We start from the raw sequence: 24560 nt of genomic DNA on the forward strand, positions 1-24560 counted from the left end.
AAGGAGGGAATAGAATGGGAAAAATCGTCCAGTTAGATGAGAGTTTAGCAAATAAAATAGCTGCTGGCGAAGTGGTAGAACGACCTGCTTCTGTTGTAAAGGAGTTGGTGGAGAATGCGATTGACGCAAATTCTACCATCATCGAAATCGAACTTGAAGAAGCGGGTCTTTCCAAAATTCGAGTGCTGGACAATGGAGATGGAATAGAGCAGGAGGATTGTCTCACGGCATTTCAACGTCATGCAACAAGTAAAATAAAAAATGAAAATGATTTGTTCCGTATAAGAACCCTTGGTTTTAGGGGAGAGGCATTACCCAGTATTGCCTCTGTCTCCCTTTTTGACATCACCACAAGTACTGGGGAAGGCCCAGGGACTCACCTAAGCTTCAAAGGTGGAGTGTTGGAAACCCAGGAGTTATCTAGCAGTCGAAAAGGAACAGATATCGTGGTGCAGCACCTATTTTTCAATACCCCTGCACGATTAAAGTATATGAAAACGATCCACACAGAATTAGGCAATATATCTGATATGGTGAATCGGCTTGCATTAGCACATCCTTCTATTTCCTTCCGTCTTAGCCATAATGGAAAAAGGATGCTCGCTACAAACGGAAATGGTGACAGTCTGCACGTTTTAGCTGCCATCTATGGAATGAATATCGCCAAGAAAATGGTACCCATCCACTTTACTTCCTTAGATTTTGAAGTGAAAGGGTATATTGCCATGCCGGAAGTGACACGAGCTTCCAAGAATTATATCTCGACGATTATTAATGGGCGCTATGTGAAGAACTATACAGTGGTAAGAGCAATTCAAGAAGGTTATCATACACTCCTGCCAATAGGGAGATATCCGATTGTCTATTTAGAAGTAATGATGGACCCTCTATTGGTGGATGTAAATGTGCACCCTGCCAAGTTAGAAGTGAGATTGAGTAAAGAGGACGAACTTTACAGGCTGGTTGCTGATGGGATAAAAGATGCTTTCCAGAAAAAACTACTTATTCCTTCCAATAGTCCAAGAAAGCAGACAAGCTATACGGAAGAACCGAAGCCTACTCAACAAACCTTTACACTTGATGAAAATTTTCCACTTGAACGTCCCGTACAAAGACAGGAACCAACCTTTATCAAACAAAAGGAAGAAAGTAGATCGTTTCAGGTTGCTGAATCCGAACCCTATGAAACATGGGGACTTACTGACAATTACGAAAATGGCCAAAAAAATCAGCATGAAACGTATGTAAATGATTCTATTGACGAGGCAGAGGAAGTTATTAACGAAAAGCAGTACCAGTCTCTCCCTGAGGAAAAGAAGGAATCTCGTATTCCTGCTCTATATCCTATAGGTCAGATGCATGGTACTTATATCGTAGCGCAGAATGAAAATGGGTTATATCTAATTGACCAACATGCAGCACAGGAGCGGATCAACTACGAATATTTTTATCAAAAACTAGGCCGGGAAGAAAGGAATCTACAAGAGCTGCTTGTTCCTTTGACGATTGAATGTTCCTTAGATGAGTATTTATTTCTTGAAGAGCATACCGAAGCTTTCGCGGAAGTAGGCATCATGTTGGAACCCTTTGGCCACCAAACATTCATTGTGAAGGCTCATCCAGTTTGGTTTCCAAAAGGAGAAGAAAGAGAAACGATAGATGAAATGATTAATTTATGTTTGGAAAAGAAAAAAATCAATATCTCTGACTTGAGAGAAGAAGCGGCAATCATGATGAGCTGCAAGGCAGCTATAAAGGCCAATCATCATCTTAGACAAGATGAGATAACGGCTCTGTTACACACGTTAAGAGAGGCTGAAAATCCATTTACATGCCCTCATGGAAGACCGATTCTTATTCATTTTTCGTCCTATGAATTGGAAAAAATGTTTAAGCGGGTCATGTGAAAATAGAAATTTTTTATCAATCAGATTGAGCTCTAGTAAAAATGGGTATAATGATATCTTGTGATAAAGAATAATTGAGAGAGTGAGTGAGCGGTGGGAGAGAAACAAAAAGTTATTGTGATCATAGGTCCTACAGCTGTAGGAAAAACAAAAACAAGTGTAGAGTTGGCAAAAAGGGTAAACGGTGAAATCATCAGCGGAGATTCCATGCAAATCTACAAGACAATGGATATCGGGACTGCCAAAATTAAAGAAGAAGAAATGCAGGGGATCCCTCACTACCTCATTGATATTAAAGAACCCGAAGAAGCATATTCGGTCGCAGAATTTCAACAAGATGTTCGGAATAAGATCGACGAAATAACTTCAAGAGGTCATATTCCCATTATTGTCGGCGGAACGGGTCTATATATTCAATCTGTCCTATATGACTATCAATTTTCAGAAAGTGGGAAGGATGAGGAAACTCGTTTACGTCTTGAAAAAAGAAGCCAAGAGATTGGTGTAGAAAAGTTGCATCAAGAGCTTGCTGAAATTGATCCGAAAAGTGCAGCCAATATTCATCCTAATAATGTGAGAAGAGTGATCCGTGCGCTGGAAATATTCTATACTACTGGTAAGACCATGTCAGAGTACCAGGATACCCAGCAACCTGAACCATTGTACGACATCGCCTTGATCGGTCTGACCATGTATAGAGAAGTGTTATATGAAAGAATTAATCTTAGAGTGGACCTGATGATGGAGGAGGGTTTGCTTAGAGAAGTGCAAACTCTTTATGACAATGGGGTTCGGGATTGCCATTCCATTCAAGCAATCGGCTATAAGGAGTTGTATGCATACCTGGATGGTAAAGTAACTTTGGAGCAGGCCGTGGACGATTTAAAGCAAAACTCAAGAAGATATGCTAAAAGACAGCTCACATGGTTCCGCAACAAAATGGATGTAACTTGGTTTGACATGACAGATGCAGATTTTGAGCAAAAGTTATCACAAATTTTCACGGTTATAGCAGGAAAGCTTCGACTTGGGGCGAATAAGTAAGGAAGATAGAGATAAGAGGAGGAAGAAAAGATGAAGCAATCAATAAATATCCAAGATCAAGTTCTTAACCAATTAAGAAAAGATGGAACAAGTGTAACGGTATTCTTGCTGAATGGGTTTCAACTTCGCGGATTAATTAAAGGGTTTGATAATTTCACTGTGCTTTTGGAAACAGAAGGAAAGCAACAGTTGATTTATAAGCATGCCATCTCTACCTTTTCTCCATCAAAGAACGTGCAAATTGAAACAGAAGCGTAAAACCAGCTAAAAGCTGGTTTTTTATTTTGCATAAAAGAAACATATAGCTCACCAAGTATCATATATTTAGTTAGTAAATGGAGAAATTCTCTCCATTTGTTTTATTGCGGAAATAATGAGCTCGAAAAGAGGCAATTATTTCTCGGGAAAGCGCACAATATGACAAGTTTGTCAATAGTTTGATGAAAATATATGAAAAATGTTGAAAGAAATCGAAACAAGGTAAATCTTTTTAGAAAATGGTAGAGGATACTAGGAATTGCATCAAGATATGTCGGATTTTGGCGTGGAAATGAGGTGGACATTCTTGGATCAACCCATAAAAAACCAGAATGGGAAAATAAATATTGTCTTAAATGGGCAAAAAAAGCCGCTTAGAGTCACTCATGTTCAAACAATTGAGGAACCGTTTACTCCTACCAACCATGCAATCTTGCAGGAAATAGAGCGGGAAATGGGGGAATTAGTAGGATTACAGGAAATGAAAAAAGTGGTCAAGGAAATCTATGCGTGGATATATGTGAATAAAAAGCGGGAAGAAGTGGGGTTGAAAACAGAGAGGCAAGTGCTTCATATGATGTTCAAAGGCAACCCCGGTACAGGTAAGACGACAGTAGCCAGATTGATTGGAAAGTTGTTTTGTGACATGAATGTACTCTCAAAAGGGCACCTGATTGAAGCAGAAAGGGCAGATCTTGTTGGGGAATATATTGGTCATACAGCCCAAAAGACAAGGGATCTTGTCAAAAAAGCGTTAGGAGGCATCTTGTTTGTAGATGAAGCCTATTCGCTTGCTAGGGGTGGAGAAAAGGATTTCGGAAAGGAAGCCATTGATACCCTCGTAAAGCACATGGAAGATAAACAACATGATTTTATCTTAATACTTGCTGGTTATCAACGTGAGATGGAAGAATTTTTACGAACGAATCCCGGTCTAATTTCCCGCTTTCCGATTATCGTCGATTTTCCCGATTATTCCGTAGAAGAATTGATGGAGATCTGTCAGCGAATGCTTAAGGAACGGGAGTATATCATGAGCAAAGAGGCAGAGTGGAAAATGCGTGAGCACCTCAATCAGATGAAAAGTGTTTTATTGCCTTCTGCTTTTAGCAATGGACGCTATATAAGAAATGTCTTGGAAAAATCAATACGGACGCAAGCTATGCGTCTTCTCTTGTATGATAGCTTTCATAAAAACGAGTTAATGACAATTGAAGCAAAGGACCTCCTGTTAAAATAAGCGAAAATAGCAGCCAAACGGCTGCTATTTTCGTGTTATCCAATACTTTTATTCACTTGTTCAAAATCGTCGTTTATGGCATCGGCTGTTAGCTGTCCGGATAGAGTTACCATTGGTACTCCGCCGCCCGGGTGAGTAGAACCGCCGGTAAAGTATAGGTTATCAAGCAATTTACTTCTGCAAGGTATTTTGAAGCCGCCATTCTTTTTGCGGTCTGTCACTACGCCGTATATGGACCCTCCATTTGCTCCGTAGAGATTCATTAAATCGTTAGGAGTAAAGCAATATTCGAACTCAATGGAAGATGTTAAACCATCCAGCCCCATTCTTTCCAGTTTAGTAAGTACTTTTTCGCGATAAATATCCTTGTATTCATCCCAAGTCTCGCCTTCTTTTAATGGAGGAACGTGGGTGAGAACAAATAAGTTATCTTTTCCTTGCGGCGCTTGGCTTGGATCCGTTTTAGACGAAACCCCAATATAGATGGTAGGATCTAGTGCAGGCTTTCCTTCATTGAAGATTGTGTGAAACTCTAGTTCAGGGTCTTCTGAAAAGAAGAAATTATGATGTGCCAGTTCTTCATATCTTCTGTTTACCCCTAGAAGTAAAACTAGGCCGGAAACAGTCGGTGAAAACTTTTCTAGATCCTCAACAGCTTTATTGGCCATCGGAACATCTTTTAACAAGGTTTTATAGGTTGGAATTGCTTCAAGGTTGGAAACTACCAAGTCTGCACGGATTTCTTCACCGTTTTCTAAAATTATTCCGGTTGCTTTTTTTCCATCCGTCGTAATTTTACGCACCGAAGTATTCAAACTGTACGTTACACCCATCTCATCCAGAAGGCTCTGCATCGCTTCTGCAATTTTGTACATGCCACCTTTTACATAATAAATGCCCAATCCTAGCTGAACATGTGTTAATTGCGACAAGACAGCTGGAGCGTGATATGGGGAAGAACCAATATACATAACCATGAAATTAAACAGCTGTTGAAGGTGTTTATCTTCAAAATATTTTTTTGTAATCTGATCCATCGATTTCATAGGGTCCATTCCAATGAGTTCTTTCAGATTATGCAGGGCCCGAAGTTCCCCTAAACCTGAAAGGCTCTTCTTGTAAAAACTCTTCATGCTGTATTCATACATTTTGCTGCAATAATTCAAATACTCAAAAAAGCCGTTTGCATCTTTGGATGAGTATTCTCTAATTTGCTCCAACATTCTAGGGAGATCGCTTGTTACATCTATCTTCGTACCGTCTTCAAAGAAGGTTCTCCATTGAGGCTCCACTCTTTCAATGGTAATATAATCATGTAAATTTCTTTTTGCGCTTGCAAACAATTGCTCCAGCACCCACGGCATCGTCAAGATGGATGGACCAGTATCAAAGGTAAATCCTTTCCCGGAACGTATGTTTAACTTACCTCCAAGGCGCTCACCTTTTTCAATAACATGAACATCATAACCGTCAGCGGATAGTCGGATAGCGGCTGATAAACCTCCAAGACCGCCACCAATTACTACAATTTTCTTCCTCATTCATCTTCCTCCTTATGAAAACTAATAAGTTTGACTAGACTGTCTAGTAGATAGAAGTAAAATATATGTGTTTACAACTTTACATTTTACCCTTTTTTTCTATTTTCAAACTAAAATAGAAGTATATGGAGGAGTTAATCATGACAGCATTAATATTAATTATGACATTATTACTTGGGAGAGTACTGTTCTTTCATATTCCGAGCTTAACGTTCAAGGATGAGAAAACACCTTTACTGAAAAAAGTATCAATTATTATCCCAGCCAGAAACGAAGAAGGAAATCTTCCTGTATTATTAGGTTCTTTGCAACTCTATCACGGAAAAGTAAAAGAAATTATCGTGGTTGATGACCATTCTACTGACCAAACGGTAAAACTGGCGAGGTCTTATGGCGCACGTGTTGTCAAACTAGAGGACCTTCCTTCCGGTTGGTTTGGGAAATCCTTTGGATGTTGGAATGGAGCTTTACGTGCAACGGGAGAGATATTTTTATTTTTAGATGCGGACACAATTATCTCAAAAAATGGTTTAGAAAATATGCTTTCCGCCTACAAGGGAAAAGGAGAAGTGCTTTCCATTCATCCCTTTCACAACATTAAAGAAAAATATGAAAGCTTATCGTCCTTTTTTCACCTGGTGGTTATGGGGTCCCTTGGTGCCTTTCATATCTTGCAAAAATGGCTGCCAGTAAAGGGAGCGTTCGGACCGTGTCTACTGATTCACCGCGAAGATTATTTTAAGTACGGTGGTCATCAAGCAATTCAGGGAGAGTTAATGGAGAACATGGCATTTGGATTTCAAGTACAAAAGCACGGCGGAAAAGTTAGGTGCTATAGCGGATTGGGAGCAATCGAAATGAGGATGTACCCAGAAGGTTTCCGTTCGTTATGGAATGGTTGGAGCAAAAGCTTTGCAACAGGGGCATCCAAAACAAGTATTTGGTATCTAATGTTGGTGTGCGTATGGCTTGGAGGTTTGATGACATTTCTCACAAGTTATCAAACCCTTCCTTTAGAACTTTATGTGACTGGATATGTAATAATAGCATTGCATCTTAAGAGAACGCTAGCAATTGTCGGCAACTTTGGGTGGGGAACCGCATTATTTTTTCCTCTTCATTTATTGTTCTTTTTTATCTTGTTTGGCTACTCTTTTGTGCAAACCTTTTTCAAAAGGAATGTTACTTGGAAAGGACGGAAAATTGACCTGTAAAATTGAAAAAAAACAGGAGGTCGTTTCACCTCCTGAAAAAAATCAATGTAAATGTAACGGAAATTTAGGCAGCACTTTGTAAACTTCGGTTAGGCAACCTCCACTTGTACGTGTAAGATAAGACACGTAAAGAGACGATTCCTACAAAGAGGATATAAAGTTGCAAAGGGGAGCTTGCCATTCCAAAACCAATGATTAAGCCAGCCAGTATTGCCCAAGCTGCATATATTTCCGCTCTTAATACAAGCGGCCTTCTACCTGCCAGCAGATCACGGATAATACCACCACCACTACCAGTTAATACTGCAGCAACCACGACTGCGCTGATGGGGTGATTCATGCCTGTTGCAAACAGTGCCCCTTGAATGGCAAAGGCGGCTAGGCCGATTGCATCAAAGAAATTGCCCCACTTTCTCCAATGCTTTAACAAATTGTTTGGAAACAGAAAGACGGTAGTCATCGCGACCAGAGCAACTTGAAAGAGCATTCCTTGCTCCCAAAGTGCTGAAACCGGAACTCCTATAAGGAGATTTCTAACGGCTCCCCCTCCAAAAGCTGTTACTATTCCTAATATATAAACGCCGAGTATATCATACTCTTCTTCCATCGCTACAATCGCTCCGCTTATCGCAAATGCGATAGTCCCGATGATGCTGAAAACTTCCCAAGTCATGCGATCACTCCATTAAAAATATACAATATCTATAAAGCCTTCCTGATTTTATATAGAAAACCGCCAGAATGCAATAGTTTTAAAGGATTTAATAGAGAAAAAAAGCATATTTTGATATGATTAAGGAACTTGTTCAACAATCATTTATTATATTTTAGAAAAAGGGGTTACGCATTTGAACGAAACGCAAAAGAAAGACAAGGAAAGGGTCATTTTAGTAGGCTGTCAATTACCTAAAGATGATGATCAAACATTCTTTTATTCTATGGAAGAATTAGCATCCTTGACCAAAACAGCCAACGGAGAAGTTCTGGTTTCCTTAACACAAAAAAGAGAACGGGTTCATCCTGCTACATACATAGGGAAAGGGAAACTAGAGGAGCTAGTCCAACTGGAGGAAGAGTTGGAACCTGAAATCATTATTTTTAATGGAGAACTAGCACCAAGTCAAAACAGGAACCTTTCTAAAATTTTAAATGCCAGAATCATTGACCGAACACAATTGATCTTGGATATATTTGCTCAGCGTGCTAAATCAAAGGAAGGGAAGCTTCAAGTAGAGTTAGCTCAACTTCAGTACCTTTTACCTCGCCTTGGTGGAAAAGGTGTGGAACTGTCTCGTCTTGGAGGCGGAATAGGAACTAGAGGACCGGGTGAAACGAAATTAGAATCCGATCGCAGACATATTAATAGAAGAATTGTGGATATCAAAACACAGCTAACATCGATTGTCAGTCACCGAGAGAGATATCGTGAGCGCAGAAAGAGAAATCAAGCCTTTCAACTTTCCTTGGTCGGTTATACCAATGCTGGAAAATCAACCATTTTTAATCGCCTGACAGAAGCTGGTACGTTTGAGGAAAACCTGTTATTCGCAACGCTAGATCCGACAACAAGAAAGGTCATGATGCCATCTGGATTCAATGCCCTTCTGACTGACACCGTAGGATTTATCCAGGACCTGCCGACCTCACTTGTAGCAGCATTCCGTTCGACACTTGAAGAAGTAACAGAAGCGGACTTGATTTTACATGTGGTCGATAGCTCAAGCCCTGATCACGTCAACCATGAAAAAACGGTAGACAAATTGTTGAAGGAACTTGGGGTCGAAGGCGTTCCAATATTAACTGTTTATAATAAGAAAGATCAAACCACAGAAGGATTCACACCTGCTTATAATGAAGAAATGTTGCATATAAGTGCTTTAGACTCTGGAGATATCGCCTTATTGACCCAAAAGATAGAATCGCTCATCAAAGTTCAGATGGAGCCCTATGGTATCGTTGTGCCGTCTTCAGAAGGAAAATTAATTGCACAATTAAAACAAGAAACCGTCCTTTCTAACATGGAGTTCACAGAAGAGACAGAAAGCTATGAATTACAAGGATACTATCTTGATAACTCAAAATTGGCTTCTGTTATTCAGCAAAGAATGAAGAAATAGAGGAGATTTATTATGTTTCATTTATTACAACATGGGGAAGTCATTGAACCTATCGTACGAAAAATAGAAGAAAAGCTTCAAGAAGGATTCCAGCAAGTAGATGCTGGCGTGGAAACCAACCAATTTCGCGTATTAAAAAGCTTTCAGGAGAACCGTGTCAGCGATTCTCATTTCATTCCATCCACTGGATATGGGTATGATGACATTGGACGTGATACATTAGAGAAGATTTACGCAGAAGTATTCGGCGGCGAGGCAGGCCTAGTGCGTCCTCAAATCATCTCAGGCACACATGCAATCTCCATCGCCCTGTTTGGGGTGTTGCGCCCTGGTGATGAACTACTTTATATTACTGGAAAGCCATATGATACGCTAGAAGAGATCGTAGGAATCCGCGGAAGTGGCGTAGGCTCTTTAAAAGAGTACAACATAGGCTATAAAACCATCGATCTCAAAAATAACCGTGGTATTGACTGGGAGGCTGTCAGCAATGCAATAACGCCTTCCACTAAAATGATTGGTATTCAGCGTTCAAAAGGTTATGCAACAAGACCATCTTTTACTATAGAAGAAATTAAAGAAATGATTCGTTTTGTAAAGGAAATCAAACCGGATGTGGTTGTGTTTGTAGACAACTGTTACGGCGAATTTGTGGAGCTTGAGGAGCCGTGTCATGTTGGTGCGGATTTGATGGCTGGTTCTCTAATTAAGAATCCTGGTGGAGGTATTGCCAAAACAGGTGGTTACATCGTTGGGAAAAAAGAGTTGGTGGAAGCTTGTTCTTACAGAATGACTTCCCCTGGGATTGGGGCAGAAGCTGGTGCCAGCCTATACAGCTTGCAAGAAATGTATCAAGGTTTCTTCCTTGCTCCCCATGTAGTGGGACAGGCGTTAAAAGGAGCGATGTTCACTGCTGCGTTTTTAGAAGAGCTCGGGATGAATACTTCTCCTAGCTGGGATGCACACCGTACCGACTTGATTCAATCGGTGCAATTTGATGATAAAGAAAAAATGATTGCCTTCTGTCAGGCAATCCAGTATGCATCACCAGTCAATTCACATGTTACACCATATGCGAACTATATGCCGGGGTATGAGGATGACGTAATTATGGCTGCTGGGACATTTATTCAAGGAGCGAGCATTGAGCTGACTGCTGATGGTCCGATCAGAGCGCCGTATGTTGCATATGTTCAAGGTGGCTTGACCTATTCGCATGTAAAGATTGCTGTTTGTAGTGCGGTGGATCATTTGATTAGTAAGGGGTTAATGGAATAATTGGAGTTGTTTTAAGCCTAGGGGGAGCCCTGGGCTTTATTTGTTTTATGGGGGTTTGATGGGTAAGGGTATGGAGATATGGTTGGGTGTGTAGAGAGGGGCTGTCTGTTCCTGTTTGGAGTGAGGGAGAGTGCGTTTGGTCGTAGAGAGGTGGTTTCTGAGATGTATGACGACCGGTGAAGGGGAAAAAGCAGAGGAGCCGTCGTCATTGGAGATGTATGACGACCGGTGAAGGGGAAAAAGCAGAAGAGCCGTCGTCATAGGAGGTGTATGACGACCGGTGAAGGGGGAAACGCAGAGGAGCCGTCGTCATTGGAGGTGTATGACGACCGGTGAAGGGGAAAAAGCAGAGGAGCCGTCGTCATTGGAGGTGTATGACGACCGGTGAAGGGGAAAAAGCAGAGGAGCCGTCGTCATAGGAGGTGTATGACGACCGGTGAAGGGGAAAAAGCAGAGGAGCCGTCGTCGTAGGAGGTGTATGACGACCGGTGAAGGGGAAAAAGCAGAGGAGCCGTCGTCATAGGGGATTTAATCTTAAATCTCGTTGTAACTATTTTTACACATTAATATGGACTTGACTGTTTCTGTTCCCGTTTGGAGTGAAGGAGAGTGCGTTCGGTAGTAGAGAGTCGTTCTCTGCTCCCGTTTGGAGTATTAGAGAGCGTGTTTGGTCGTAGAGAGGGGGTCTCTGCTCCCGTTTGGAGTATGAGAGAGCGTGTTCGGTAGTAGAGAGGGGGTCTCTGCTCCCGTTTATAGTATGGGAGCGCGCGTTCGGTCGTAGAGAGTCGTTCTCTGTTCCCGTTTGGACTTTGGAAGAGAACGTTCGGTCGTAGAGAGGGTCTCTCTTTTCCCATTTGGACTTTAGTAGAGTGTGATGGGGTGTTGAGATGGTCATCATAACTAATTGACAACTTACGCCCAGCGATCTAAAAACCAGAAGAATGCATGTTTCTAATCGGACAGAACAGGTTATAAGATAAAGGGGACAAAAACCAGCATACATACCTGTCGCGACCTACATTTCTTTAGGTTATTCCTACGAATTACTTTATTTTATAAAAATAATGTTAGAAAACCTAACATGTTCTTGACAGATTATCTAACATCGCATAAACTAAGAGTAACTTCATAGGAAATGATGAAAGGAGGATTTGTAGTGAGTGACAATATTAGACGTTCAATGCCATTATTTCCAATAGGAATTGTCATGCAGCTAACAGAATTGTCAGCTCGACAAATCCGATATTATGAAGAAAATGGGCTTGTTTTCCCGGCTCGTTCTGAAGGCAACCGCCGACTTTTTTCTTTTAATGATGTCGATACTCTATTAGAGATAAAAAACCTCATTGAGCAAAAAGTGAACATAGCTGGCATCAAACAGCTGATGACAGTCAAGCAACAGCACAAGGAAGTCCCTTCAGAAGAAGTGGCAAAAGATGATGCTAAGCCAGAACTGTCGGATGACCAACTGCGCAAACTACTCCGTGCAGAAATGATGCAAGCGGGAAGATATAATCGAACTAGTCTCCGTCAAGGTGATATGTCCCGATTTTTCCATTAATTTTTTTGAGTTTTTTGGTAAGTTTTTATTAAAACTAAAATAGTAAAAATTTTGAGGAGGAACTTTATTATGGCTAAGTACACACACGAGGACATCAAGCGTATCGTCCAGGAGGAAAATGTAAAATACATCCGTCTTCAATTTACGGATATCCTTGGAACAATTAAAAACGTGGAAATCCCTGTAAGTCAATTGGAGAAAGCATTGGACAACAAAATGATGTTTGATGGATCTTCCATTGAAGGTTTCGTTCGTATTGAAGAATCTGACATGAACTTATACCCAGATCTTGACACATTCGTAGTATTCCCTTGGACTTCTGAAAAAGGGAAAGTAGCACGTTTCATCTGTGATATCTACAATCCAGACGGAACTCCATTCGAAGGAGACCCTCGTGCAAACTTAAAACGTATGTTAAAAGAAATGGAAGACCTAGGATTTTCCGATTTCAACCTTGGACCAGAGCCAGAGTTCTTCCTATTTAAATTAGATGAAAAAGGCGAGCCAACATTAGAGCTAAACGATAAAGGTGGATATTTCGACCTGGCTCCAACAGACCTTGGTGAGAACTGCCGCCGTGATATCGTTCTTGAGCTTGAAGAAATGGGATTTGAGATTGAAGCTTCTCACCATGAAGTAGCTCCTGGACAGCATGAAATTGATTTCAAATATGCAAGCGCAATTCAAGCTTGTGATGACATCCAAACATTTAAACTAGTTGTAAAAACAATTGCTCGTAAGCACGGTTTGCATGCAACTTTCATGCCAAAACCACTTTTCGGCGTGAACGGTTCTGGTATGCACTGCAACCTTTCTTTATTCAAAGACGGAGAAAATGCGTTCTATGATGCTAACGGTGACTTAGAATTAAGTGAGACTGCAAAACACTTTATTGCAGGTATCATTAAGCATGCTACTGCTTTCACTGCAGTAACAAACCCTACTGTAAACTCTTATAAGCGTCTAGTACCTGGATACGAAGCACCTTGTTATGTTGCATGGTCCGCTCGTAACCGTAGCCCATTAATCCGTATCCCAGCTTCTCGTGGTATCTCCACTCGTGTAGAAGTTCGTAGTGTAGACCCTGCAGCTAACCCATACCTAGCTATGGCTGTATTATTGAAAGCTGGACTTGACGGCATTAAAAACAAATTGGAAGCTCCGAAGCCAATCGACCGCAACATCTATGTGATGAACAAAGAAGAGCGCGTTGCTGCTGGTATCGCAGACCTTCCGGCAACACTTGCTGCTGCACTTGAAGAATTAAAATCAAATGAAGTGATCCAATCTGCTTTAGGTGAGCATTTACTTGAGCACTTCATCGAAGCAAAAGAAATCGAGTGGGATATGTTCCGTACACAGGTTCACCCATGGGAGAGAGATCAGTATTTAACTCAATACTAAAAAGAAAAACCCCTTGATACCATTGGTGTATTGAGGGGTTTTTGAATTCATTGGATTAGTTAGCTGAAAACGTAGTTTTTTGGGCGCACCCATGAAACACCCATAAAAAATGGAACTACCCACAAAAGGAACAGTCAGAAATGTAAGCAATGTAATACGAATTTTTATGACTACAAAGAAAGAATGTTTTGTTCATAAAAATGTAGTATGAAGTTCTCAAAGAATAACCCTACATCTATGCATGTGTACAAACCAAGACCTAAAAAGATAAAGAATTGCGTTAACTGCAATGAGGATTAAGAAACTCACCAAGATAAAAGAAAGTATTGCAGCTATAAATGTAGATATGAATACTAAGTCAAAGAAAAACCAATCTCAAATAATAAATGTAAAGAATGCTGTAAATGGTTTTCTACAACATATAAGTTAAATATTAGATATGTTGCATAATTTGCGAGCATGATAAAAAGCCTTTCCTTTATCGGAAGGGCTTATTTAGTGTTTTTATCTGTATAAAAATTTGCATGTTTTATTAGCTCATCAATGTTTTCGTACAACTATATTAAATTATGATGTATGTATCCTATTTCATCCTCAACATTTTGATGGGTTAAGCAATTTAACTCCCTATCTAGATTAATAAGTTTAACCTTACTCTCTGGAAATGTATTTTTGAACGCCATATATACAATATCAGATAAGTGACAACCTTTAAGGTCGCCACTTAAATTGAAATTTATTTTGCCGCTTTGAATTAGGGGACTATTAACACCAGTTACAACCGCAGTAATTTCCTCCGTAGTTTCCACCACTGTATGAACCGCCAACAAACGAAGCACCAACGATAACTAGAAGAATAAACAAAACAACTACAAGCGCAAACCCTCCGCCTTTGTTGTCATCTTTATGCCCTTCATGACTCATACTTTACACCACCTTTTCTTCAGGTACCATATCATATGTAAATGGTTCTGTTTTTGGTTGGGACAATGGTTTATCAGAATAAAAAGGGCTACTCTCACAATTTTATATGAAGAAACTAAATACGTGTTGGCCATTGCTTGTCACATTAATCCAATTACTTTGGCAGACTTGTACGTAGAGAGGTGTTTTGATGACGAACCATTGATGGAACAGTTGCAAAATGAATTGAGTGTCTTTTAAAGCTTATAGTATAATGCCATTAAAAAGTCATGAAAAAAGTTACCTCAATTATTTATGAATGTTGGAGGTCGATAAATGGAGTTAGTAAGCCTTATCATTTGAGAAACGGCGATGTCTTTTGCTGTATGCTTTATTTAATAACCAGGAAGACACCCAGGATAGGTTAGTGGATGATGATTAAATGGAGATTCCTAGACGTCTTGGAACAATATCATGCAAAACTTGCAGGAAAATTAAACGTCACCGAGAGTTAGAGAAATATTGATTTGAGCTAGGAAAATATTATTCGCCCCCCAAATCACCCATGAAACAGCCATAAAAGATTGAAATAGTTTGATTTGCTATGAACAACCAAAAGTTAAGAATCCTTTTGTATCAACGTTAATGAGTGTTGGGTGATTTAATTTCATGAGCTGAAATATGTTCCGTACCCAGGTTCACCCATGGGAGAGAGATCAATATTTAACTCAGTACTAATAGATAAAAAACCTTCGCGCTGCTATGTGCGAAGGTTTTTTTGCGTTTTGTGAATGTTGTCTTGTCATAATATTCCCTTAATACAAATATGCTTTACTAGTAAGTGTACAAGGGAGTGGCTATATGGCAAAGGTGAATCATCCTACTGTAACAGCTGAAATGATTGAAATGTACTATGAATGCAATAAGCAAAAGAAAGAAATAGAGAAACAGATGGAAGAACTAAAAGAGCGATTTCATCTTTATTTTGACAAAAGCTTCGGGCAAGATGAAAAGGCAGAGGTAGTCATGGGTGGATACAAGCTGCAAAGACAGGTTAGGAAATCGGAGAAGTATTCTGATGAAACCGTTCAAAAGCTTGAGGAATTAAGTATGAATGATCTGATTAAAACAATAAAAATACCCGATGATACAAAGATTAAAGCAGCCATCCAACTAAATCTTATTAAAGAAGAGGATCTGGAAGGTTGTTTGGTTACCAATTCATCCTTAGCAATATCAGTGAAGCCGCTTACGCCAAACTAAATCTTAGGGGGATAGTCAGATGTCAGAACAAAATCAGATAAGGCCGGTTTCCAAAGGTGCTTGGTTTCGTATAGTGTTTCTTGTTTTTGCTCTTGTAAATCAACTTCTCGTAATCTACGGAAAATCACCTCTGCCTTTTTCCGAGGAAGAGTTAGAGCAACTATTCAGCATAGTCTGGACTTCTGTTGCAGCACTTGTTGCCTGGTGGAAGGACAATGACTGGACAAAGAAAGCTAGGAGTAGAACTAAGTAAAAAGACCGAGGTATTTGCCTTGGTTTTTTCTCGTTTACTGACCTTATAAATTGTTGGAGTGTGGAGACTATGAAAATTTTGCTTTTCGCAGATCCCGGAATTGACGACTCATTAGCAATTATATATGCATTGCTACATCCAGAAATAGACTTAATGGGAATCGTTACAGGGTATGGAAATGTATCTGTTTTTGACGCAACAAGGAATGCAGCGTATCTATTGGAGGTAGCAGGAAGATCAGATATTCCGGTTATAAGGGGTTCTTCTCAACCGTTAAGTGGAGCTCCTACTACCTTTTATCCGGAAATTCACGGTCCACAGGGGTTAGGACCAATAGTACCGCCAGCTGATTTCCAAGCGGATGTCAGTCCTTTTGAACTTATGTTTGAGATTATTGAGGAAAATATAGAAGACATCGTGATTGTGGATGTAGGGAGACAAACAACCCTTGCTTTTGCTTTTAATCTGCGACCTGAACTTATGGAAGAGGTTAAAGAGGTATATCTTATGGGCGGGGCGTTTATGGTACCCGGTAACGTTACTGATGTTGCGGAAGCCAACTTTTGGGGAGATCCGATTGCTACCTCTGTCATTTTGAATAAAGCGCAAAAAGTGTATATTACCCCACTCAATGTAACTAACAGGGCAATAATTACAAGGGATATAGCAACCTATATTTTTAACCATACAAATAGTCCATACAAGAAATTAATTCCAAAAGTTACGAATTATTATGCTACTTTTTATGATCAGGTGATGCCAGGTATTGACGGTTCACCATTGCACGATGTTTTTACTCTATATTATTTAGTAAATAAGGATAAAACGTATACAGTCAAGCGGGATGTAAGGGTTGCTATTGTTGATGGGAACAGAGGGCAAAGTATAGCGGATTTTAGAATGGTCTACAAAGATCCGGAACGCGAGCATTATATAGCAATGGATTTTAATTATGATCACTTTATTGAAGACTTTATAAGAGTAAACTTGGCGGACGGGGGAGAGCTTGCTTAATTATGCAAAAATAAGAATGCCTGCTGAATAAAATAAGATAATGTGATTACCATAAGGACATAGTATCTCAGCGGGGTGATCTTGCTATGGATTTAAACTGGATCTGGAAAGCGGTTTTAATCACGATTATTGGAACATTTTTACTAAGAATTGCTGGAAGAAAGTCTATATCTCAGATGACATTAGCACAAGTGGTAATTATGATAGGGATCGGTTCATTGTTAATTCAACCTTTGGCAGGGAAGAGCATTTGGGTGACATTTGGTGTGGGTATCACACTTGTGATAACACTAGTACTAATGGAGTTTTTACAATTAAAGTCAGATATTTTTGAGAAACTAATTACAGGTAAGTCAAAAATATTAATAGAGAACGGTAAATTAAATGAAGATACTTTGAAAAAGTTAAGGTTTACCATTGATCAACTAGAGATGAAACTAAGACAAAATAGTATATCTAGCATAAGTGATGTAAAGTGGGCCACACTTGAACCAAACGGACAGCTTGGATTTGAATTAAACGAACAAGCAAAGCCTGTAACCAAGAAGGAATGGAATATTCTTTTTCAGGAAATGCAGCTCCTGAAAATAATGATGGACCCTACATGTAAACCAAGCCGTGTAACAAATGAGTTAGAGGGAAATTTATTTACGGAAGTGAAAAATGGGAAGCACAAATTAAAAGAACGTCCTGATGAAACACTTGATTAACGAAAATAAAAAAAGCCGATAGACGGCTTTTTTTAGTGAATATTACGATACACACCAATCACTTTACCAAGAATACTTACATTACGTACAATAATCGGTTCTAATGTGGAGTTTTCTGGCTGTAATCGAATATAATCTTTTTCTTTAAAGAACCGTTTAACAGTTGCTTCATCCTCTTCTGTCATGGCAACGACGATATCACCGTTGTTCGCGGATTGCTGTTGACGAACGATAACATAGTCTCCATCAAGAATACCGGCTTCGATCATACTGTCCCCCATAACCTCTAGCATGAACACTTGCTCGTCTGGCGCAACGTAGCGATCAGGTAGTGGAAAGTAGTCCTCTACATTTTCAATGGCAGTAATGGGCTGACCTGCAGTTACTTTACCGATAATCGGAACATTAACTGCAGAAATCTTAGGGATAAGTTCATCTTCCATGATTTCAATGGCTCTTGGTTTTGTAGGGTCTCGGCGAATAAGTCCTTTGCTTTCAAGTCGCGCAAGATGACCGTGAACTGTGGAACTGGAAGCTAAACCAACCGCTTCTCCGATCTCTCGGACGGATGGTGGATATCCTTTTGCTTGGACTTCTTTTTTTATGTAATCCAATATGTCCTGTTGCCTTTTTGATAGTTTCATATTCCGCACCTCTATCATTAATATTAGTGATAGTATAGCATGTTTTGGTATAAAATACAAACATAAGTTCGAATTATTGACAAGAATATACGTTCGCTTGATAATAATAGTTTAAAAGAATGGTGGAGGAAAACATACATGAAGGGAATCATTTATTGTCGAGTGAGTACGAAAAAAGACACACAGGAAACTTCTCTGATACGTCAAAAAGAAGAATTGGTTTCGTTAGCAGCAAATCGAGGCATTGACATAGTCCAGGTAGTGGAAGAACAGGCTAGTGGCTACGATTTGGATCGGGAAGGTGTTTTTCAAATCATTGAACTTATTTCAAGTCAGCATATTGATGTCCTTCTAATTCAGGATGAGACCAGGCTTGGCAGGGGGAATGCCAAGATCGCTTTTTTACATTGGCTAAAGAAACATGCCATTAAGATCTATTCGATAACGGATAATGGAGAGTTGAAATTATCCGACTCAGATTCAATGGTCATGGATATTGTAGCAATTGTTGAGGAATACCAAAGAAAGCTACATAATTTGAAAATAAAAAGAGGCATGCAACGAGCAGTTCAAAGAGGATATGACCCTACAAAAAACCTTACTAATCTGCATATGAGCCCTGGACGCGAAAAAATTGAGGTTCCCATAGAAGAGATTGTTAGGCTTCGTAAAAACAAGCTCACATTTCATGAAATCGCTGCCACATTAAGAGGGCTTGGTTATGACGTGTCCAAAGCAACAGTAAACAGGCGGTACCGGGAGTATATGGAAGAGAGCGACACCGGTTTGCTTGTAAAAAAAGAACCTCTCTAGTAAGATAAAAGCATATCTTCCCAAGGATGAAAGAAGGAGTTCTCTATGTTATCAAAAGAAAAAATTGCAAGAATCAACGCACTTTCCAAAAAGGCCAAAAGTGTAGGGCTTACTAATGATGAAGCAGCGGAACAACAAAAGCTTCGTCAGGAGTATATAAAGACTTTCCGTGCTTCTATGGAAAATACACTACAAGGCGTAACAATCATGGATCCGGAAGGAAATGATGTCACTCCGGAAAAATTAAAGGACACAAAAAAGAATTTAAAGCATTAAATGCTTTTTTTTAGAACACTGGAACATACTATTTGTGATAAAATATAATTTTTCCATGAAAAAATAAGTTAAAGAGAAAGGATGGAAAAGATGACACAACATATAGATCAACTTTCCATTAACACAATTCGTACACTATCAATCGATGCAATTGAAAAAGCTAACTCCGGCCATCCAGGAATGCCAATGGGTGCTGCACCAATGGGTTATTCTTTATGGACAAGATTCATGAACCACAACCCAAAGAATCCGAACTGGTTCAATAGAGACCGCTTTGTTCTATCTGCAGGTCACGGTTCCATGTTGCTTTACAGCCTTTTACATTTAGGCGGCTATGATGTTTCTATGAATGACTTAAAAGAATTCCGTCAATGGGGAAGTAAAACTCCTGGACATCCTGAATTCGGTCATACTCCTGGTGTAGATGCCACAACTGGTCCACTTGGACAAGGTATTGCAATGGGTGTTGGAATGGCAATGGCAGAACGCCATTTGGCAGCTACATACAATAAAGAAGACATGGAATTGGTAAATCACTTTACATATAGCATTTGTGGAGATGGAGACCTGATGGAAGGTGTTTCTGGAGAAGCTGCTTCTCTTGCATCACATCTGAAATTAGGCCGTTTCATCGTACTTTACGATTCCAATGATATTTCACTTGACGGTGATTTAGATCGTTCCTTCTCTGAAAGCATTGAAACACGTTTCAAAGGATACGGTTGGCAATATATCCGCGTGGAAGATGGAAACAATCTGGAGGAAATCGCAGCTGCAGTAGAAGAAGCGCAAAGTGATTTGTCCCGTCCAACCATGATTGAAGTGAAAACTACAATCGGTTACGGTTCACCAAACCGTGCAGGTAAATCAGATGTGCATGGTGCTCCTCTAGGTGCAGATGAATTAAAGTTAACGAAAGAAGCATATAAATGGACGTTTGAGAACGACTTCCATGTACCTGAAGAAGTGTACACTCACTTCCGTGAAACGGTTGCAGATAAAGGGGCAAAAGTGGAAGCCGAATGGAATGAGCTTTTTGATGCTTATAAAACAAAATACCCTGAGCTTGGAAAACAGCTTGAAGCAGCAATGAAAGGTGAACTTCCTGAAGGATGGGATTCAGAGATTCCTGTTTATGAAGAAGGAAAAAGCTTAGCTTCCCGTGCTTCTTCTGGTGAGGTTCTAAACGCTATTGCCAAGAAAGTTCCTTCCTTCTTTGGCGGATCTGCTGACTTGGCTGGTTCAAACAAGACGAACATTAAAAACGAAGCCGACTTTACTGCTGAAGATTACAGCGGACGTAATATTTGGTTTGGTGTTCGTGAATTTGGAATGGGTGCAGCTATGAACGGTATGGCGTTACATGGCGGTCTAAAAGTATACGGAGGAACGTTCTTTGTATTCTCTGATTACTTGCGCCCAGCTATTCGATTAGCGGCTCTTCAACAGTTGCCTGTAACGTATGTGTTCACTCATGATTCCATCGCAGTTGGTGAAGATGGACCTACACATGAGCCAATCGAACAGCTTCCATCTTTACGAGCGATGCCAAATCTATGTGTGATTCGTCCTGCAGACGGTAACGAGACGGCTGCTGCTTGGAAAGTGGCATTAGAATCCGAAAAGACACCTACAGCACTTGTGTTAACACGTCAAAATCTTCCTACTATTAAAGGAACAGACGAGACGGCACTTGAAGGTGTGCGTAAAGGGGCATACGTAATTTCCAAAGCTGGAAAAGAAACTGCGGATGCACTTATCCTAGCAACTGGATCTGAAGTTGGTCTTGCTGTGGATGCGCAAAAAGCGTTACAACAAGAAGGGATTCATGTTTCTGTTGTGAGTATGCCTTCATGGGATCGTTTTGAACAACAATCCCAAGAATACAAAAACTCAGTATTACCAAAAGACGTGAAGAAACGTCTTGGAATTGAAATGGCTACTCCACTTGGGTGGGAGCGTTATACTGGAGATGAAGGAGATATCCTTGCTATCAACGGATTCGGCGCATCAGCACCAGGAGAGCGCATCATGAAAGAATACGGATTTACTACGGAAAATGTAGTTGCACGAGTTAAAGCTCTATTAGATAAATAAGCGAATTTTGTGGAGTGAGCATTGCCTATTTTTAAGGTAATGCTCATTTTTTTTTGCATTCGACATAATAAGCTAAAAATAGCCCCTTGCCAACTACACTATAAGACAAAACTCTTCTCTATCATTCTCTATAATAAAAGAAAAGAAGTGATAGGAGGGTTTCATTTGCGCGAATATATGATATATCTGATAGAGGAAGAAGTAGCGAAACATTACTCAGGTAATGAGTTAAAGCTTTTCCAGCTTTTTCAGCAATACGAACAAGAGGAACCACTTCGTTCCATCATTAAACAGCAAGTGGATTACGTTACGCTCCCAGTCCCTACCTTCCCACTTCAACAATCATTAGAACAAGCCCTAAAGAATAAGGAAGGTTACAAGCGAGTGGCCTATCAACATAAAATACAAAAAGAGGATTCTACAGCAAAGCTATCTATTTTCGAAAAGTACTTGAAGCTTTCTTCGACCGGGTCTTTCGAAGCAGAAGCTATCTTCTTTGAAATTATCCGCAAACAGGCGCCTTATTTCCTTGCAATAGATGTAAACTCCAATCGCTATGGTTGGTTACAACCAATTAAACAGAGAAAATTTGTTTAATTGCAGGAGAAATCTATCGGAAAATGTTGTATAATAGGTTTTAGTTTAGTACACTACATTGGTAGACCTAGTTTTGAGGAGGAAATTTTTTAATGGAAACATGGATTTGGATTCTTATTGTAGTTCTAGCATTGATTGCTGGGGTTGCACTAGGATTTTTCATCGCTCGTAAGTACATGATGACTTACCTAAAGAAAAATCCACCAATTAATGAGCAAATGCTTCGCGTGATGATGATGCAAATGGGAATGAAACCATCCCAAAAGAAAATTAATCAGATGATGTCTGCGATGAATAAGCAAATGAAATAAATGAAAAAGCACTCACTATGGGTGCTTTTTCTTTTTGAAAACGCTCTGTTAAAGCATGCTGTTGATATTTGCAGCAACCTAGCTGTTGATTGATTGGAGCACTAGGCGAAGACTCCTCGAAAATGCTACGCATGTTCTTCGTGCGATGTTTCGCTGTCTTAGTCTTCCTTTTCCTGAGGGAGATAGCGTTTAGGGGAGACCCCGCAGGCGCTTTTCCAAAAAAGCGAAGCCTAGTGCGGAAATCAACAACGGTGTTCAAAAGAACTTTTTGAGAAAAAACGCTACAAAAAGTATCTTCCTAAAAATTTGAATATTTGCTAAACTGTTATAGTTGAACGTATATAAAAAATCGGGGGAAAGAGCATGAGTATATTCAAAGACCTTTGGTGGTTTTTTAAACAGGAACGAAAGTCATATATACCTGGGGTGCTGCTTCTTGCCTTTGTAGCGTTCTTAGAACTGATTCCGCCAAGAATCGTAGGAATGACGGTTGATCACATTGTGGAAGGTACTTTAACGAGGGAGAGGATTCTCCAACTGATGCTGGTTCTTCTCGGTACCGCCATCATTGTTTACATTTTGCGTTATCTCTGGCGCATATTGATTTTCGGTCCGGCAGTAAGACTAGCAAGATTACTTCGCAATAATTTGTATGAGCACTTTACGAAGATGTCGGCAAGCTTTTATCAACGCAGACGTGTAGGGGATTTGATGGCCCACTCAACCAATGACCTACAAGCCATTCAACAAACAGCTGGTGCAGGAGTTTTAACGCTAGTTGACTCCTTAATGACTGGCGGCTTTGTGTTAATTGCCATGGCAGCAACAATCAGTTGGAAATTGACATTGATCTGTCTAATTCCACTGCCAATCATGGCCATCGCGACAAACTACTACGGTACATTGCTTCATAAAACGTTCCATAAAGCACAGGCAGCCTTTTCATCCCTAAATGATAAAGTGCAAGAAAGTGTGAATGGAATTAAAGTGGTCAAAACCTTCGGACAGGAGAAAGAAGAAATCGAAGAGTTTGAAAAACAGGCAGAAGATGTGGTGAAAAAGAATGTTACCGTAGCAAAAATAGATTCACTCTTTGATCCTACAATCGGGTTGATTATTGGGATCTCCTTTTTTCTTGCCATCGCATTTGGCTCAAGGTATGTGATGACAGGTGAACTGACCATTGGTGAGTTAATTGCATTTACCACTTACTTAGGCTTATTAATTTGGCCAATGCTTGCGTTTGGATGGCTTTTCAACATCGTCGAACGGGGCAGGGCTTCTTATGACCGCGTATCCGCTCTTATGAAAGAGGAAGTAGATATTAAAGATAAGCCAAACGCTATTGAAACAATACCTACAGGTAATATTGAATACAATGTGCAGACCTTTACATACCCAACAGAGAAAGAAGCGCTGTTAAAAGATATTCATCTCCAATTGAAACAAGGACAGACGCTTGGCGTGGTAGGGAAAACAGGGAGCGGAAAGACTACTTTACTCAAGATGTTGATTAGAGAATTTGATGGCATACAAGGTAATATCCTGATTGGTGGTACACCAATTAGAAATTATTCCTTAGAAGCACTTCGAAAAGCAATTGGTTATGTACCTCAGGACCATTTCCTTTTCTCTGCCACCATTGCTGATAATATTGCCTTTGCTGTGCCGGATGGTACATTTGAAGAGATCATTCAAGCGGCAAAACTCGCAAACATCCATGAAGATATTATTCAATTCACCGACGGCTATCAAACGATGGTTGGCGAGCGTGGGGTATCCTTATCCGGTGGTCAGAAGCAACGATTATCCATTGCAAGAGCATTGCTTATGGACCCAGAAATTCTAATTCTTGATGATTCCCTGTCTGCGGTAGATGCCAAGACAGAAGAGAGCATCCTGCACGCTCTAAAAGAAAATCGTAAAGGGAAGACAACGATCATAACCTCCCATCGCTTAAGTGCCATTCAGCATGCGCAAATCATTATTGTTTTAGAAAATGGAAACATTGTGCAGCAAGGTACTCACGGTCAGTTGATGGATGAGGAAGGCTGGTATAAAGAAATGTATCTCCGTCAAGCATTAGAGTCCCTTGTGGAGCATGGGGGTTAAAAA

At 40.1% G+C, this 24560-nt stretch carries 22 protein-coding genes and 1 pseudogene; 19 read left to right on the forward strand and 4 right to left on the reverse strand.

Features of this window, described 5'->3' with window-relative positions; all coding sequences use genetic code 11:
* Positions 1-14 precede the first annotated feature (14 nt).
* The 4 genes from mutL to spoVK all read left to right on the forward strand — a co-directional run bounded on the left by mutL (position 15) and on the right by spoVK (position 4449).
* Positions 15-1907 (forward strand): DNA mismatch repair endonuclease MutL, encoded by a 1893-nt coding sequence (gene mutL / locus HF078_RS15680; RefSeq protein ID WP_169291999.1) that lies wholly within the window; start codon positions 15-17, stop codon positions 1905-1907.
* A gap of 93 nt (positions 1908-2000) precedes the next feature.
* On the forward strand, positions 2001-2951 hold the full coding sequence (miaA, locus tag HF078_RS15685) for a tRNA (adenosine(37)-N6)-dimethylallyltransferase MiaA (protein ID WP_169292000.1): 951 nt from the start codon (positions 2001-2003) through the stop codon (positions 2949-2951).
* A 30-nt stretch (positions 2952-2981) separates the two neighbouring features.
* Positions 2982-3209: an RNA chaperone Hfq gene (hfq, locus tag HF078_RS15690; protein WP_010193436.1), complete on the forward strand. Its 228-nt coding sequence runs from the start codon at positions 2982-2984 to the stop codon at positions 3207-3209.
* Between the two features lie 307 nt (positions 3210-3516).
* Positions 3517-4449 carry a stage V sporulation protein K gene (gene spoVK, locus HF078_RS15695; RefSeq protein WP_169292001.1) on the forward strand — a complete coding sequence of 311 codons (933 nt, stop codon included), beginning with the start codon at positions 3517-3519 and terminating at the stop codon, positions 4447-4449.
* A gap of 35 nt (positions 4450-4484) precedes the next feature.
* Here the strand turns inward: spoVK and HF078_RS15700 are convergent, their stop codons facing one another.
* Complete coding sequence (locus HF078_RS15700) at positions 4485-5990, reverse strand: phytoene desaturase family protein (RefSeq protein WP_169292002.1); 1506 nt, start codon at positions 5988-5990, stop codon at positions 4485-4487.
* A gap of 140 nt (positions 5991-6130) precedes the next feature.
* On the opposite strand from HF078_RS15700, the gene HF078_RS15705 reads away from it, so the two are divergent.
* Entirely contained in the window at positions 6131-7204 is a 1074-nt protein-coding gene (locus tag HF078_RS15705; RefSeq protein WP_169292003.1) for a glycosyltransferase family 2 protein, read from the forward strand.
* A gap of 64 nt (positions 7205-7268) precedes the next feature.
* Here HF078_RS15705 and HF078_RS15710 read toward each other — a convergent pair whose 3' ends face one another.
* Complete coding sequence (locus tag HF078_RS15710) at positions 7269-7877, reverse strand: trimeric intracellular cation channel family protein (RefSeq protein ID WP_169292004.1); 609 nt, start codon at positions 7875-7877, stop codon at positions 7269-7271.
* A gap of 175 nt (positions 7878-8052) precedes the next feature.
* Between HF078_RS15710 and hflX the strand changes: the two genes are divergently transcribed.
* The 4 genes from hflX to glnA all read left to right on the forward strand — a co-directional run bounded on the left by hflX (position 8053) and on the right by glnA (position 13564).
* Positions 8053-9321 carry a GTPase HflX gene (gene hflX, locus HF078_RS15715; RefSeq protein ID WP_169292005.1) on the forward strand — a complete coding sequence of 423 codons (1269 nt, stop codon included), beginning with the start codon at positions 8053-8055 and terminating at the stop codon, positions 9319-9321.
* A 12-nt stretch (positions 9322-9333) separates the two neighbouring features.
* Entirely contained in the window at positions 9334-10599 is a 1266-nt protein-coding gene (locus tag HF078_RS15720) for a methionine gamma-lyase family protein (protein ID WP_148986417.1), read from the forward strand.
* A gap of 1156 nt (positions 10600-11755) precedes the next feature.
* A complete protein-coding gene (locus HF078_RS15725) occupies positions 11756-12160 on the forward strand; it encodes a MerR family transcriptional regulator (RefSeq protein WP_169292006.1) in 405 nt (134 codons plus the stop codon).
* A gap of 69 nt (positions 12161-12229) precedes the next feature.
* Positions 12230-13564: a type I glutamate--ammonia ligase gene (gene glnA, locus HF078_RS15730; RefSeq protein WP_169292007.1), complete on the forward strand. Its 1335-nt coding sequence runs from the start codon at positions 12230-12232 to the stop codon at positions 13562-13564.
* An 816-nt stretch (positions 13565-14380) separates the two neighbouring features.
* On the opposite strand, the pseudogene HF078_RS15735 reads toward glnA, so the two are convergent.
* Positions 14381-14488: pseudogene (locus HF078_RS15735) on the reverse strand (YjcZ family sporulation protein); the annotation flags it as partial.
* An 840-nt stretch (positions 14489-15328) separates the two neighbouring features.
* Between HF078_RS15735 and HF078_RS15740 the strand changes: the two are divergent.
* The 4 genes from HF078_RS15740 to HF078_RS15755 all read left to right on the forward strand — a co-directional run bounded on the left by HF078_RS15740 (position 15329) and on the right by HF078_RS15755 (position 17707).
* Positions 15329-15730 (forward strand): hypothetical protein, encoded by a 402-nt coding sequence (locus tag HF078_RS15740; RefSeq protein ID WP_169292009.1) that lies wholly within the window; start codon positions 15329-15331, stop codon positions 15728-15730.
* A gap of 19 nt (positions 15731-15749) precedes the next feature.
* Entirely contained in the window at positions 15750-15983 is a 234-nt protein-coding gene (locus HF078_RS15745) for a phage holin (protein ID WP_169292010.1), read from the forward strand.
* Positions 15984-16052: 69 nt separating this feature from the next.
* A complete protein-coding gene (locus tag HF078_RS15750; RefSeq protein WP_169292011.1) occupies positions 16053-16997 on the forward strand; it encodes a nucleoside hydrolase in 945 nt (314 codons plus the stop codon).
* Positions 16998-17083: 86 nt separating this feature from the next.
* Entirely contained in the window at positions 17084-17707 is a 624-nt protein-coding gene (locus HF078_RS15755; protein ID WP_169292012.1) for a DUF421 domain-containing protein, read from the forward strand.
* A gap of 32 nt (positions 17708-17739) precedes the next feature.
* Here the strand turns inward: HF078_RS15755 and lexA are convergent, their stop codons facing one another.
* Positions 17740-18351 carry a transcriptional repressor LexA gene (gene lexA, locus HF078_RS15760; RefSeq protein WP_060666501.1) on the reverse strand — a complete coding sequence of 204 codons (612 nt, stop codon included), beginning with the start codon at positions 18349-18351 and terminating at the stop codon, positions 17740-17742.
* A gap of 138 nt (positions 18352-18489) precedes the next feature.
* Between lexA and HF078_RS15765 the strand changes: the two genes are divergently transcribed.
* The 6 genes from HF078_RS15765 to HF078_RS15790 all read left to right on the forward strand — a co-directional run bounded on the left by HF078_RS15765 (position 18490) and on the right by HF078_RS15790 (position 24557).
* Positions 18490-19164, forward strand: coding sequence for a YneB family resolvase-like protein (locus HF078_RS15765; RefSeq protein WP_169292013.1), 675 nt, complete (start codon positions 18490-18492; stop codon positions 19162-19164).
* 45 nt (positions 19165-19209) lie between these two features.
* Positions 19210-19440 carry a DUF896 domain-containing protein gene (locus HF078_RS15770; protein WP_169292014.1) on the forward strand — a complete coding sequence of 77 codons (231 nt, stop codon included), beginning with the start codon at positions 19210-19212 and terminating at the stop codon, positions 19438-19440.
* A gap of 90 nt (positions 19441-19530) precedes the next feature.
* Entirely contained in the window at positions 19531-21537 is a 2007-nt protein-coding gene (gene tkt / locus HF078_RS15775; protein ID WP_169292015.1) for a transketolase, read from the forward strand.
* A gap of 165 nt (positions 21538-21702) precedes the next feature.
* The gene (sirA, locus tag HF078_RS15780) at positions 21703-22134 is read left to right on the forward strand and encodes a sporulation inhibitor of replication protein SirA (RefSeq protein ID WP_168863106.1); all 432 of its coding nucleotides are present in this window, start codon (positions 21703-21705) and stop codon (positions 22132-22134) included.
* Positions 22135-22226: 92 nt separating this feature from the next.
* Positions 22227-22445, forward strand: coding sequence for a YneF family protein (locus HF078_RS15785; RefSeq protein WP_010193468.1), 219 nt, complete (start codon positions 22227-22229; stop codon positions 22443-22445).
* Between the two features lie 363 nt (positions 22446-22808).
* The gene (locus tag HF078_RS15790; protein ID WP_169292016.1) at positions 22809-24557 is read left to right on the forward strand and encodes an ABC transporter transmembrane domain-containing protein; all 1749 of its coding nucleotides are present in this window, start codon (positions 22809-22811) and stop codon (positions 24555-24557) included.
* Positions 24558-24560: the final 3 nt, after the last annotated feature.

This window comes from Bacillus sp. RO2 (assembly GCF_012911845.1).
GTDB lineage: Bacteria > Bacillota > Bacilli > Bacillales > Bacillaceae_I > Sutcliffiella_A.